Source organism: Streptomyces spinoverrucosus, assembly GCF_006539505.1.
Classification (GTDB): domain Bacteria; phylum Actinomycetota; class Actinomycetes; order Streptomycetales; family Streptomycetaceae; genus Streptomyces; species Streptomyces spinoverrucosus.
Genome location: NZ_BJND01000022.1, coordinates 1 through 11,803 on the forward strand (window position 1 = coordinate 1; position 11,803 = coordinate 11,803).

An 11,803-nucleotide genomic window follows, 5' to 3' on the forward strand; every position below is an offset into this window, starting at 1 on the left:
CGGCAGCCCCCTGGCGGGGTCGAAGGGGCAGAGCCCCTGGAGGACGGGACGGGTAGGGGCGGCGGGGGCGAAAAAACTCACGAAGCGAACAACCGCACCCCCCACCCCGCATGCACCTCCGCCCCAATCTCCAACAACGGCGCCGAAGCCGCAGGCAGCACATCAACCCCCGCATCCACGACCCCCCGCGCCACCTCCACCGCCCGATCCGCGACACGATCCATCTCCGGCGCCAACCGCGCCAGCACCCCCGTCGCATCAAACGGATCCAGACTCAGCAACCGCACCGTCGCACTCGCCGCCCCACTCACACTCTCGTACGCCGCACAGTAAGCGGCATCAACAGCCCCCAACCCCGCGGCCCGCGCCGCGACCCCCAGCACCACCGGCTGATGCGCCCCCTTCGGAAACTCCCGCGCCACGGCGTCCAGCTCATCCGACGGCCAGGTGGCCCGAGCGGCCCGCAGCAGCTGCCGCCCCAGCTTGCGCGCAGCGAGCCGCAGCGCCGGAGACGGCGTCCGCGCATCCGCCGCCGCGTCCAGCTCCCCCGGATCGACGCCGAGCGCCGCCGCCGCGGCGAGGGCGGCCGACACCAGCCCCGCCGTGTGCAACCGCCCCCGGCAGAAGTCCTCCAGGCTCGCCGCGCCCGTGACCCGCCCCGCCTTCACCGCGGCCTCGGCCCCACCGGAGTGCGCGTGCCCTCCTGCGGGGAAGCGGCCGTCGGCCAGGACGAGAAGTGCTGCTCGTGACATCACAGACCGCGCCTCAGAAGAGGAAGTACCGCTGAGCCATGGGCAGTTCGGCGGCCGGAGTCGCCTCGACGAGCTCCCCGTCGATGTGCACGGCGAAGCTGTCGGGGTCAATCCGTACGTCGGGCCGGGCGTCGTTCTCCCGCATGTCCGCCTTGGTCACCCCACGCGTCGACTCGATGGCGACGAACCGCTTCCCGAGCCCGAGCCGCTCCGGCAGCCCGTCCTCTATGGCGAGCGGCGCCACGAAATTGAACGAGTTCGAGCCCGGCGCCCGCCCGATCGCCCCGTACATCGGCCGGGGCAGGATCGGCTGCGGCGTCGGAATGGAGGCGTTGGCGTCGCCCATCTGCGCGTACGCGATCTGCCCGCCCTTGAGCACGAGCTGCGGCTTGACGCCGAAGAACGCGGGCTCCCAGAGCACCAGGTCGGCGAGTTTCCCGGTCTCCACGGAACCGACCTCGCGCGCGAGGCCCTGCGCGAGCGCCGGGTTGATTGTGTACTTGGCGACATAGCGACGTACTCGGCGATTGTCCGCCCGCCCGTCGCCGGGCAGCGTGCCGCGTCGCCGTTTCATCACATGCGCGGTCTGCCAGGTCCGCATGACGACCTCGCCGACCCGGCCCATGGCCTGCGCGTCCGACGAGATGATCGAGATCGCGCCCAAGTCGTGCAGGATGTCCTCGGCCCCGATGGTGGACGGCCGGATCCGCGACTCGGCGAAGGCCAGATCCTCCGGCACCGCGGGGTTGAGGTGGTGGCACACCATCAGCATGTCGAGGTGTTCCTCGGCGGTGTTGACGGTGAACGGCCGCGTCGGGTTCGTGGAGCTGGGCAGTACGTGCGGCTCGGAGACCACGGTCATGATGTCGGGCGCGTGCCCGCCGCCCGCGCCCTCCGTGTGGTACGCGTGAATCCCCCGCCCGCCGATCGCGGCCAGCGTGTCGCCGACGAAACCGGCCTCGTTCAGCGTGTCGGTGTGGATGGCGACCTGGATGCCGGTCTGCTCGGCGACGGTCAGCGAGGCGTCGATGACGGCCGGGGTGGAACCCCAGTCCTCGTGCAGCTTCAGACCGAGGGCGCCACCGCGGATCTGGGACAGCATCGCCTCGTGGGAGACGGTGTTGCCCTTGCCGAGGAAGCCGATGTTGAGCGGGTACTGCTCCATCGCCTCCAGCATCCGGGCCAGATGCCAGGGGCCGGGTGTGACGGTGGTCGCCTTGGAGCCCTCGGCCGGTCCGGTGCCGCCGCCGACGAGGGTCGTGATGCCCGCGGCCAGCGCCTCGTCGGCGATCTGCGGGCAGATGAAGTGGACGTGCGCGTCGATGGCCCCGGCCGTCAGGATCCACCCGTTGCCCGCGATGACCTCGGTCTCCGGGCCGATGACCAGGTCGGGATGCACCCCGTCCATGGTGTCCGGGTTGCCCGCCTTGCCGATCCCGGTGATCCGGCCGTCGCGGATACCGACGTCGGCCTTGACGATGCCCCAGTGGTCGACGATCACGGCACCGGTGATGACGGTGTCGGGCGTGCCCTCCGCGCGCGTGGCACGTGCCTGTCCCATGGACTCGCGGATGACCTTGCCGCCGCCGAACACCGCCTCGTCCCCGGCGAGTCCCGGCCCGCCGCTGCGGTCCTCCTCGATCTCGATCAGCAGATCGGTGTCGGCGAGCCGGATGCGGTCACCGGTCGTCGGGCCGAACAGGTCGGCGTACGCGGCACGCGATATCTCAGGCATCGAGGGCACCTCCGGTCTCCCCGCGCAGTCCGGGCACCACGCGGGCGCCGGCGATCGGGACGAGTTCGACGTCGACGGGGATACCGGGCTCGAAGCGTACGGCCGTACCGGCGGCGACGTTGAGCCGCTTGCCGCGCGCGGCCGCGCGGTCGAACTCCAGGCCGGGGTTGGCCTCGGCGAAGTGGTAGTGGGAGCCGACCTGGACGGGCCGGTCGGCGGCGTTGAGCACGGTGAGGCGGGTGACCTCGCGGCCCTGGTTGTAGGCAATCGGGCCGTCGGCGAACAGGATCTCTCCGGGGATCATCGAGGCCCCCTCAGACGATCGGGTCGTGGACGGTGACGAGCTTGGTGCCGTCCGGGAAGGTCGCCTCGACCTGGACGTCGTGGATCATCTCGGGGATGCCCTCCATGACGTCGTCCCGGGTGAGCAGCTTGCGTCCCGATGCCATGAGTTCGGCGACGCTGCGGCCGTCCCGGGCGCCTTCGAGGATGTGCGACGTGATGAGGGCGACGGCCTCGGGGTGGTTCAGTTTCAGCCCGCGGGCGCGTCGCTTCTCGGCCACGTCGGCCGCCACGTGGATCAGCAGCCTCTCCTGCTCGTGCGGGGTCAGTTGCACGTCCCACCTCACATCCTCGCTCCGGGCCGTGCGGGGCCCGGTTGCCGCGGCCACCGGCAAAGTCCCTGGTGGCGTGGAGGGGCAGGCTAGTTGTCACGAGTTTCAAGCAAGTTAACCAAGCTGTGATCCATGACTCGCGGTGCGCTCGTCGCTCATGCTCATCAGCGCCCGCAGACCGTCGCGGAGCACCTCGACCGGGATGGGCCCGAAGAGGGAATGCTGTACGAGGAAGCCCATCACGGCGGCGATCATCGTGCGGGCCACGTGGTCCGGGGCGACGTCCGGGCGCATCATCCCGGCGTCCTGGTAGGCCTCGACGATCCGCGACCAGATCGCGCGCACCGAGGCGTACCCCTCGCGCAGGAGGGCCGCCAGTTCCTCGTTGCGCAGCGTCTCCGTCCAGACCTGGATGACGAGCCGCGGAAAGGCGGGCCGCCCGTCGACGGTCAGGTTCTCCCGGGCGGCGAGTGTCCGGCCGAGGACCGGGACGACGAGTTCGTCCGGCGGCGGGGGCGGGCTCTGCCGTGCGGCATCCTCGAAGGCCTCGCGGACCGATCCGAGCACCTCGCCGACGATCGCGGCGATCAGCTCCTCCTTGCCGCTGAAGTAGCGGTAGACGGCACCCGCGGAGAGGTCCACCTCCTTCAGCACGTCCTGCATGGACGTGGCATGGAACCCGTTGCGGGCGAAGCAGACGGCGGCGCCGTCGAGGATCTGCCGACGGCGGGCGTCGAGGTGTTCCTGGGATACGCGAGCCATGCCTCGAATGTAGAACGAACATTCTTTCTTGACAACGGGCACGCGCAGGCGCACGGTGGTGCGGAGCTTAAAACGAACGATCCTTCTTTTTAGCTCCCAACGGAGGGGGACCCATGTCCACGCCACCCGGCACGCACCACACCCACCCCGACCCCCGTCACCTGATCGCGGTCGTCGTCCTCGTCCCGCTCCTCGCGGCGCTGGCGCTGTGGGCCTTCGCCTGGCCCGCCGCCCGCACCGCGCCGCGCGACCTACCGCTCGGCGTCGCGGGTCCGGCCGCCGCCACGGCGCAGGTCGAGCAGCGGCTGGCGCGACAGCAGGGCGCGTTCGAGATCCACCGTTACGCCGACGAGGCCGCCGCCCGGCAGGCCATCGAGGACCGGACGGTGTACGGCGCGGTCGTCGTCACGGACCAGGGACCGGCGTTGCTGACCGCGTCGGCCGCGAGCCCGACGGTCGCGCAGCTGCTGCAACAGGCGCTCGCGGCCGAGGGTGCCCAGCCGCGCACGGTGGACGTCGTGGCCGCCCCCGAGAACGATCCGCGGGGCGCCGCCCTCACCGCGAGTGTGCTGCCGCTGGCGCTGGCCGGGATCGCGGCGGGGGCGGCCGTTTCCCTGTTCGGGTTGCGCGGCGTGCGGGCGGTGACCGCGCTGGTGGGCGCGTCGGCGCTGGTGGGTGTGACCGCCGCCGCGATCGCGCACAGCTGGCTGGAGGTCCTCACCGGCGACTGGTGGGCGGAGGCCGCCACCCTCGGCCTGTCCACGCTGGCCGTGAGCAGCGCGGTCGCCGGTCTCGCCGCGCTCATGGGCAGGGCCGGGCTCGGCCTCGGCGCGGGTGTGCTGATGCTGCTCGGCAACCCGTTCTCGGGGGCGGGCTCGGCGCCGCAGATGCTGCCCGAGCCGGCCGGGGCGCTCGGCCAGTGGCTGCCGCCGGGCGCGGGGACGACGCTGCTGCGCTCGGTGTCGTACTTCGACGGCGCGGCGGCGCTGGGCCCGGCGATGACGCTGACGTGGTGGGTCGTGGTGGGGCTGGGGGCGGTGCTGCTGGGCGGCGCGCTGAAGTCCCGTACGGCCACCAGCGGAGAATCCGCAGCCGACCGGAGGCCCGCACTGGCGGGCTGACCGACACATACAGCACGTACAGGCCGTGCGCCCCGCGGTAAGGGACGGGGCGCACGGCTCTTGCCTGTTCTACGAGGGGCTGGGCCCGCGTCTTACGAGGGGTTGGGCCCGCGATGTTCCGCCGCGATGCCGAACCGCTGCCGCTCACGACGTGGGGACGCGGCCTCGCGGACGGTGGAGAGGGAGCTGACCACCTGTTCCTCGCCGGGCTGCGGAGTCTCCTCCAGCGCGTCGAGGCGTTCGAGATCGGCGGCGGAGACGAGGGCGACCAAGGGTTTGCCGTGCCGTGTCACGACGACGCGCTCACCGCCGTACACCACCCGGTTGATCAGGTCGGCGAGCTCAGCCCTGGCTTGCGTCACCGGAATCTCGTAGGCCATGCAGCCATTCTAACGTCACGTACGTCCTGTACATTTCTTACAGAGGGCTCCGCGCCCTGGAGCCGGTTTCCGCCGCGAGGAGGGGTTCGCCATGACCCGACCGACCGCTCGTTACGTGCTGCCCGAGTTCACCGAACGCACGAGCTCCGGGCTCAAAACGATGGATCCGTACTCGAAGCTGCTTGAGGAGCGGATCGTCTTTCTGGGCACGCCGATCGACGACACGTCGGCGAACGACGTGATGGCGCAGTTCATGCACCTGGAGCACCAGGCCCCGGACCGGGACATCTCGCTGTACATCAACTCCCCCGGCGGCTCGTTCAGCGCAATGTCCGCGGTGTACGACACAATCCGGTACGTCGGCTGCGACGTGGAGACGATCTGCCTCGGGCAGGCCGGATCGACCGCCGCGGTACTGCTCGCCGCCGGCACCCCGGGCAAGCGATTCGCCCTGCCCGGCGCCCGGGTGGTGATCCGTCAGCCGGCGCTGCCCGAGCCCGTCGAGGGCCAGGCCAGTGATCTCGTCATCCAGGCGGAGGAGTTGACCCGGGTACGCACCCTGCTTGAGGAGATGCTCGTACGACACACCGGGCGCACGCACGCGCAGGTCAGCGCGGACATCGAGCGGGACAAGGTGCTCACCGCCCAGGAGGCTCTGGAGTACGGCCTGATCGATCGGATCGTCCCCAGCCGCAAGGCCACCCGCCCCGCACCCGGCGCGAGGTGAGCCGCGGATGCTGCCACCGGAGCTTCCTCCGCTGCCCGCCCTCACCCGCGCCGAGGGCGAGTTGATCGACCGTTACCTGGAGGTGGCGGACCTGCTGGGGCGTATCAACCCGGCGTACGACGGGGACACGTACCGTGGACTGCGCGCCGCCCAGGCGCTGGTGCGCAAGGCAGCCGAACTGCGCGACGCGCTCGCGCTGATGCACCAGCGGGGTGAGACCGAACTCCACGCCCGAACGCTCGCGCGGGCGCTGCGCGTGCTGGACGGTGAACGACGCACGGCGCGTGTCACCGTTCCGCCGCGCTCCGACAGTTGAGGCACGGTCGGTTCAGCCGCCGTCGACCCGGACCGCGAGGCGACGCGACGGGACGTCCGGGCCGGAGGTGAAACGGACCAAAAGGGCTACCCCCGTCCGGTGGATCCTCAGGTCCTTTTCCGGGGCCCTTGCGGTTGCGCAACGAGGGCTGCCTCTCGGCGGAATGAGACGTTCCGCTGCTGGTCCGAGGTGGCGTGGCGCCCTTGACACCCGTTCGAACATCAGGCTGTCCACCCGAACGGGCGAGTGGTGAGTAACGCCACAAATCCCCGGTTGCGTTGGGATTTTCGGACTTACGTGAGTCAAGATCCGTGACTGACGACAAGCCCCCGCCGCCGCGGCGGGGCGGTCCGGGCGGACGCCGAGTCCTGCCGCCGCCCGGATGACCGGTCGACAGGAGTGGATCGGCAGGAGTGGAGGACCCGAGCACGACGGGTCGCCGGAACGCTTGTTCAGGTTCCGAGCAGCCCTTGGGGTGAAGCCGTGACAACGCGGCCGGGCAACTTCGCCAGCCCGAATCCGACAGGTCATCCTTCACAGGCGGCTGACGAAGGGTTGCGCATGACCGCGCTCAATCGTGTCCCGTCGCTCATGGCCCGGGCCGGTACGGCCTCCGCCCTCACCCTCGCCGCGGTGGGCGGCACCATCGTGGCTCCGGGCTTCGCCTCGGAGGCCGAGGCCGCCACGCCGGCGAAGAAGGCGCTCCAGGTCGCCGCTTCGAAGAAGGGCTCCCCGTACAGGTGGGGCGCCACCGGACCGCGCAGGTTCGACTGCTCCGGGCTGACGCTGTACTCGTACAAGAAGGCGGGCAAGAAGCTGCCTCGTACGGCCGCCCAGCAGTACAACAAGACCCGCCACATCTCGGCCAAGAGCCGCAAGGCCGGCGACCTCGTGTTCTTCCACTCGGGGTCGAACGTGTACCACGTCGGCATCTACGCCGGGAAGGGAAAGATCTGGCACGCCCCGAAGTCCGGGGACGTGGTGCGGCTGCAGAAGATCTGGACGAAGAGCGTCTGGTACGGCCGGGTCAAGTGACCCTCGGGCGGGGCGGTGGCGGCGCCCCGACGGGCCGCCACCGCCCCGCCCGTGACGCAGGCTCAGCCCGCTTCCAGCAGCAGGGTCGCGCCGAGGACCGTCAGCGCGGCGCCCGTGACGCCCTCCAGGGTGCGGGCGGCGCGCGGCCTGCGCAGCCATCGGCCGAGCCGGTCCACCAGTAGGGCCACCGCCGGGAACCACACCAGGGCGAGGGCCACGACGATGAGGGCCAGCAGCAGGGTGCGGGGCAGTGCCGGGGCGCCCGCCGGGACGAACTGCGGCAGCAGACTGAGGAAGGTCACCGGCGCCTTCGGGTTCAGGGCGTTGGTGACGAAGCCCTGGCGCAGCGGGTGCGGCGTGCGCGGCGTCGGCTCCTCGCCGGTGGCGGTACGGGGTCGTCGTACCGACCACAGGGTCCGGATCCCGAGATAGAGCACGTAGGCGCCGCCGGCCAATTGCAGCGCCCGGAACAGCGCGGGTACGGCGGCCAGGACCGCCGCGATACCGGCCACGGCCAGCGCGGTGTGCAGCAGCAGCCCGCCCGTGATCCCCAGCGCGCATGCCACGCCCGCCCGGCGGGAGATCAGGGCGTTGCGCACGACGACGGTGAAGTCCGCGCCCGGCATGGCGACCATGCCTGCGGCGACTCCGGTGAAGGCGATGAGCTGTGCGTCCATGACGTCAGGCTGCCGGAAAAGGGCCTTCAGCAGGTATTTCGAGTAATCTGGGTGAGCCTAAAGCAATGCTTTCATCTTCCCTCCTGTGATCCACCCCGGAGAGACATGTACGACCCGACGCGGCTTGCCGCGCTGGTGGCGGTCGCCGAGGCCGGGTCGATCACCCGGGCCGCCGAGCGGCTCGGCTACACCCCGCCTGCGCTCTCCCAGCAGCTGGCGAAGCTGGAGCGGGAGGCGGGCGCCGCGCTGCTCGTACGGCACCACCGGGGGGCACGGCTGACGGCTGCGGGCGAGTTGCTGGCGGCGCGGGCCCGTACGGTGCTCGACGAGCTGGAACGGGCGCGTCACGAACTGGCGCGACTGACCGGGCTCGCCGGTGGCACACTCCGGTCGGCACCTTCCAGACCGCGGGGATCCATCTGCTGCCGCCGGTGCTCAGCGCGTTCCGCCGGGCGCATCCGGACGTGGAGCTGACCGTCGCGGACTACGAACCGCCGGCCGGGGTCGCGGCGGTGGCCGCGGGCGAGGTGGATCTGGCGCTGACGCACACCTACGAGCCGGCCGATCCGGTGCCGCTGCCCTCGTCGGTCGGTGTGGAGCCGCTGCTCGTCGAGGAGCTGGTGCTGGTGACGGCGCCGGGGCACGCCCTCGGCGGCGGTGGCTCCCGGCTGCCGCTGGCCGAGCTCGCCGGGCAGCCACTGATCAGCATGGCGCCGGACCATCCGGCCCGGCAGGGGGTGGAGGCGGCGCTGGCCCGCGCCGGGGCGGCGCCCTCGGTACTGGTCGCCACGCCGGGGTACGCCCTGGTGTGCGCGCTGGTCAGTGCGGGGCTCGGGGTGGCGGTCGTACCGGAGATGGTGGCGCGCACGTCGGCCACGCCGGTCGGAATGCGACCACTGTCGGAGGGCGAGCTACGCCGCACAATCTCCCTCGCCCACCGCACCGGCGAGACGTCCCCCGCGGCGGACGCCTTCCGCGCCCTACTACGCGGCGCGTTCGGCCGAGCTCAGCAGCCTGGGCGGCCCTGAGGCCTCCGCCTCCGCGCCACTCCCGGCCCGGCAGACCGAACCACCCGGAGCGCGGCCCTGACGTCTTCGCCCCCGCCACGCCATGCCCGGCCCGACAGACCTAACCACCCGGAGCACGGGCCCGAGCTCTCCGCCTCCGCCGCACCTCCCCCGGCCCGACAGACCAAACCACCCGGAGCACCGGCCTGAGGCCTCCGCCCCTGCTGCACCACTCCCAGCCCCGCAGACCAGACGGCCCGGGGCGCGGGCCTGACGTCTCTGCCCCCGCCGCGCCACTCCCAGCCCCGCAGACCAGACGGCCCGGGCCGGGCCACGGCCCAGAGGCCTCCGCCCCCGCCACGCCACCCCGGCCCCGCAGACCTAACCACCCGGGCCATGGCCCAGAGGCCTCCGCCCCGCCACCCCCGGCCCCGGCCCCGCAGACCAAACCACCCGGGCCACGGCCCAGAGGCCTCCGCCGCACCGCCCCCGACCGGCAGACCGACCCACCCGGAGCCCGGCCCTAACGCCTCCGCCTCCGCGGCTCCACTCCCGGCCCGGCAGACCGAACGGCCGGGAGCCCGGGCCTGAGGTCACCACCTCTTCCGCGCCGCTCCCGCCCGGCATACCGGACACCCGTGGCCCGGGCCTGAGGCCTCCGCCTCCGCCGCACCGCCCCCGACCCAGTAGACCGAACGGCCGGGACCGGGCCTAACGCCTCGTCCTCCCGCGCACCGCCTCCGACCCGGCAGACCAAACCACCCCGCCCAAGACCGACGACTCCAGCTGCGCAACGCGCCACGCGGCCCGCCCCGGTGACTCCCGCCCCCTCGCCCCGCAACACGCCCGTGGCCATGAGCGCGAGGGAGCGCCCCGCAGCGCGCCCCACCGCCGCGTGCCCGTCCCGAAAGCTACGGCTCCTGCTTGCCCGCCGTCGGTACCGGCCCCGCCCGCACCGTCCACGGCAGTTCGATGGAGACCGTCTTGCCGCCCTCGCGGGTCGGGCGGACTCTCAGGCGGCCGCCGCACTCGGCGGTCAGCCAGCGGATGATGACCAGGCCGCGGCCGTTGTCCTGCTGGACGGCGGCCGGCAGCCGCTTGGGCAGGCGCGGGTGACTGTCGGTCACCCCGATGCGGAGCTGCTCGTCGCGGTCGAGCTCCATGGCGACGGTGAAGGTGGGTGACTGGCCGGACGTGTGCAGAACGGCGTTGGTGGCGAGTTCGGAGACGATGAGCCGGATCGTGTCGGCCAGCTCCGTCTCCGGTGGCAGGCCCCACTCCGCCAGCGTGCTGACCACGTAGGTGCGGGCGGCGGCGACCGAGGCGGGATCGCTCGGCAGAGTGACGGATGCTTCCAGGTGGTCTGCCATGGCGACGTCGTCCCTTTCCCACGGGACCGCAGTCCGACACGGAGCGGATGGTTCGAGTACGGTCCCGGACTGGTGCTTCGTCGCCAGACTGCCACTCATAGCCCGGTAGCGGCGGCGATCCACCAAGATATGCATATATCTGTCGCTCGAAGCGGTGAACTCTGCGACGGCAGAGCGTATTTGGGCGGCTCGGAAGGAGTAAGGAGTAGCCCATGCAGCACGGTCCCGCGGTCCGCCGCCGGAAACTGGGCGCCGAATTACGCACACTGCGAGGCCGCGCGGGCCTCACCAGCGGTGAGGCGGCCCGTCTGGTGGGCTGGCACCAGTCGAAAGTGAGCCGGATCGAGACCGGCGCCAGCGGCGTGAAACCGGCCGATGTGCGGTTACTCCTGGATGCCTACGGGGTGGACGACGCCCAACTTCGGGACCTCCTCCTGGCGTTGGCGGGCTCCGGCGGCGCCCACGGCCGGGACCACTGGTGGCACGCCTACAAGGGGGTGCTGCCGCCCACCTACCGCGACTTCATCAGCCTGGAGTCGCAGGCCGGCGCCATGCGCACGCTGGAGACCTCCGTCGTCCCGGGCCTGCTCCAGACCCCCGAGTACGCCCGCGCCGTGACCCGCGCCGCGGTGGAGGGCCTGGACGAGGACCGCCTGGACGCCCTGGTGGAGGTACGTCTGGCCAGGCAGGACGTGCTGCGTTCGCACCCCCCGCTGGTGCTGAGCGCGGTGCTCGACGAGGCGGTGCTGCGCCGCGAGGTCGGCGGCCCCGAGGTGATGGCGCGGCAGCTGGAGCGGCTCATGGACGCGGCCCGGCTGCCCCAAGTGCGCCTCCAAGTGCTGCCCTTCGCGGCGGGGGCGCACATCGGCATCACCGGGCCTTTCGTTATCTTCTCATTTTCGAGCACTTCCGATCTGGACGTTGTCGTTCTCGACCACTTGACGAGTAGCCTCTACCTCGAACGGAAAGAAGACGTAGAGGCCTACACCGAGGCCTTCAACGCCCTTCAGTTCTACGCCCTTTCGCCCAAGGAATCGTTGGACTACATCGCCGTGATAGGTGACGGCGTGTAAGGAGGCACCATGACCGCTCTGCCTCGGAACGTACCTTCCAGCACTCAACTGCTCGCTGTGCACTGGCTGCGCAGCAGCTACAGCACCGGCGCGAACAACTGCGTCGAGACGGCCCGGCCGGCCCTTGGCCCGTGGGCCGGACTGCTCGCCGTACGCGACTCCAAGGCCCCGTCCGGACCCGCGCTGCTCTTCTCCCCCGAGAGCTGGGCGGGGTTCACGGCCCACCTCTGAGAA

At 71.6% G+C, this 11,803-nt stretch carries 14 protein-coding genes and 1 pseudogene; 7 read left to right on the forward strand and 8 right to left on the reverse strand.

Annotated features, from left to right (window positions below):
• Positions 1-77: 77 nt before the first annotated feature.
• The 5 genes from SSP24_RS16220 to SSP24_RS16240 form a co-directional block, all read right to left on the reverse strand.
• Positions 78-752, reverse strand: a complete 675-nt coding sequence (locus tag SSP24_RS16220) for an urease accessory protein UreF (protein WP_141310262.1) — start codon at positions 750-752, stop codon at positions 78-80.
• Between the two features lie 13 nt (positions 753-765).
• Positions 766-2,487, reverse strand: coding sequence for an urease subunit alpha (locus tag SSP24_RS16225; protein WP_141310263.1), 1,722 nt, complete (start codon positions 2,485-2,487; stop codon positions 766-768).
• Positions 2,480-2,791, reverse strand: coding sequence for an urease subunit beta (locus SSP24_RS16230; RefSeq protein ID WP_141310264.1), 312 nt, complete (start codon positions 2,789-2,791; stop codon positions 2,480-2,482). Before SSP24_RS16230 ends, SSP24_RS16225 begins: the two co-directional genes overlap by 8 nt.
• Positions 2,792-2,801: 10 nt before the next feature.
• Entirely contained in the window at positions 2,802-3,104 is a 303-nt protein-coding gene (locus SSP24_RS16235; RefSeq protein WP_141310265.1) for an urease subunit gamma, read from the reverse strand.
• A 111-nt stretch (positions 3,105-3,215) separates the two neighbouring features.
• Positions 3,216-3,863 (reverse strand): TetR/AcrR family transcriptional regulator, encoded by a 648-nt coding sequence (locus SSP24_RS16240; protein WP_141310266.1) that lies wholly within the window; start codon positions 3,861-3,863, stop codon positions 3,216-3,218.
• 113 nt (positions 3,864-3,976) lie between these two features.
• Here SSP24_RS16240 and SSP24_RS16245 point away from each other — a divergent pair, with 113 nt between their 5' ends.
• The gene (locus SSP24_RS16245) at positions 3,977-4,984 is read left to right on the forward strand and encodes an ABC transporter permease (protein ID WP_141310267.1); all 1,008 of its coding nucleotides are present in this window, start codon (positions 3,977-3,979) and stop codon (positions 4,982-4,984) included.
• A 92-nt stretch (positions 4,985-5,076) separates the two neighbouring features.
• Here SSP24_RS16245 and SSP24_RS16250 read toward each other — a convergent pair whose 3' ends face one another.
• Complete coding sequence (locus SSP24_RS16250; protein WP_141310268.1) at positions 5,077-5,364, reverse strand: type II toxin-antitoxin system Phd/YefM family antitoxin; 288 nt, start codon at positions 5,362-5,364, stop codon at positions 5,077-5,079.
• Between the two features lie 91 nt (positions 5,365-5,455).
• Here SSP24_RS16250 and SSP24_RS16255 point away from each other — a divergent pair, with 91 nt between their 5' ends.
• From SSP24_RS16255 to SSP24_RS16265, 3 genes are all read left to right on the forward strand, one after another.
• Positions 5,456-6,091, forward strand: coding sequence for an ATP-dependent Clp protease proteolytic subunit (locus SSP24_RS16255; RefSeq protein ID WP_141310269.1), 636 nt, complete (start codon positions 5,456-5,458; stop codon positions 6,089-6,091).
• Between the two features lie 7 nt (positions 6,092-6,098).
• Entirely contained in the window at positions 6,099-6,407 is a 309-nt protein-coding gene (locus SSP24_RS16260; RefSeq protein WP_141310270.1) for a hypothetical protein, read from the forward strand.
• Between the two features lie 561 nt (positions 6,408-6,968).
• Positions 6,969-7,442: a C40 family peptidase gene (locus SSP24_RS16265; protein ID WP_141310271.1), complete on the forward strand. Its 474-nt coding sequence runs from the start codon at positions 6,969-6,971 to the stop codon at positions 7,440-7,442.
• Positions 7,443-7,504: 62 nt separating this feature from the next.
• Here SSP24_RS16265 and SSP24_RS16270 read toward each other — a convergent pair whose 3' ends face one another.
• On the reverse strand, positions 7,505-8,119 hold the full coding sequence (locus tag SSP24_RS16270; RefSeq protein WP_141310272.1) for a LysE family translocator: 615 nt from the start codon (positions 8,117-8,119) through the stop codon (positions 7,505-7,507).
• Between the two features lie 105 nt (positions 8,120-8,224).
• Between SSP24_RS16270 and SSP24_RS16275 the strand changes: the two are divergent.
• Positions 8,225-9,147: pseudogene (locus SSP24_RS16275) on the forward strand (LysR family transcriptional regulator).
• A gap of 890 nt (positions 9,148-10,037) precedes the next feature.
• On the opposite strand, the gene SSP24_RS16280 reads toward SSP24_RS16275, so the two are convergent.
• Positions 10,038-10,496, reverse strand: a complete 459-nt coding sequence (locus SSP24_RS16280; protein WP_141310273.1) for an ATP-binding protein — start codon at positions 10,494-10,496, stop codon at positions 10,038-10,040.
• 212 nt (positions 10,497-10,708) lie between these two features.
• On the opposite strand from SSP24_RS16280, the gene SSP24_RS16285 reads away from it, so the two are divergent.
• Positions 10,709-11,569, forward strand: coding sequence for a helix-turn-helix domain-containing protein (locus SSP24_RS16285; RefSeq protein WP_141310274.1), 861 nt, complete (start codon positions 10,709-10,711; stop codon positions 11,567-11,569).
• 9 nt (positions 11,570-11,578) lie between these two features.
• Positions 11,579-11,800 carry a DUF397 domain-containing protein gene (locus tag SSP24_RS16290; protein ID WP_141310275.1) on the forward strand — a complete coding sequence of 74 codons (222 nt, stop codon included), beginning with the start codon at positions 11,579-11,581 and terminating at the stop codon, positions 11,798-11,800.
• Positions 11,801-11,803 lie beyond the last annotated feature (3 nt).

Coding starts and splice junctions, on each gene's coding strand:
- SSP24_RS16260 (WP_141310270.1), top strand. CDS start 6,099: ATGCTGCCACCGGAGCTTCCTCCGCTGCCCGCCCTCACCCGCGCCGAG.
- SSP24_RS16285 (WP_141310274.1), top strand. CDS start 10,709: ATGCAGCACGGTCCCGCGGTCCGCCGCCGGAAACTGGGCGCCGAATTA.
- SSP24_RS16255 (WP_141310269.1), top strand. CDS start 5,456: ATGACCCGACCGACCGCTCGTTACGTGCTGCCCGAGTTCACCGAACGC.
- SSP24_RS16270 (WP_141310272.1), bottom strand. CDS start 8,119: ATGGACGCACAGCTCATCGCCTTCACCGGAGTCGCCGCAGGCATGGTC.
- SSP24_RS16265 (WP_141310271.1), top strand. CDS start 6,969: ATGACCGCGCTCAATCGTGTCCCGTCGCTCATGGCCCGGGCCGGTACG.
- SSP24_RS16225 (WP_141310263.1), bottom strand. CDS start 2,487: ATGCCTGAGATATCGCGTGCCGCGTACGCCGACCTGTTCGGCCCGACG.
- SSP24_RS16245 (WP_141310267.1), top strand. CDS start 3,977: ATGTCCACGCCACCCGGCACGCACCACACCCACCCCGACCCCCGTCAC.
- SSP24_RS16280 (WP_141310273.1), bottom strand. CDS start 10,496: ATGGCAGACCACCTGGAAGCATCCGTCACTCTGCCGAGCGATCCCGCC.
- SSP24_RS16240 (WP_141310266.1), bottom strand. CDS start 3,863: ATGGCTCGCGTATCCCAGGAACACCTCGACGCCCGCCGTCGGCAGATC.
- SSP24_RS16250 (WP_141310268.1), bottom strand. CDS start 5,364: ATGGCCTACGAGATTCCGGTGACGCAAGCCAGGGCTGAGCTCGCCGAC.
- SSP24_RS16220 (WP_141310262.1), bottom strand. CDS start 752: ATGTCACGAGCAGCACTTCTCGTCCTGGCCGACGGCCGCTTCCCCGCA.
- SSP24_RS16290 (WP_141310275.1), top strand. CDS start 11,579: ATGACCGCTCTGCCTCGGAACGTACCTTCCAGCACTCAACTGCTCGCT.
- SSP24_RS16230 (WP_141310264.1), bottom strand. CDS start 2,791: ATGATCCCCGGAGAGATCCTGTTCGCCGACGGCCCGATTGCCTACAAC.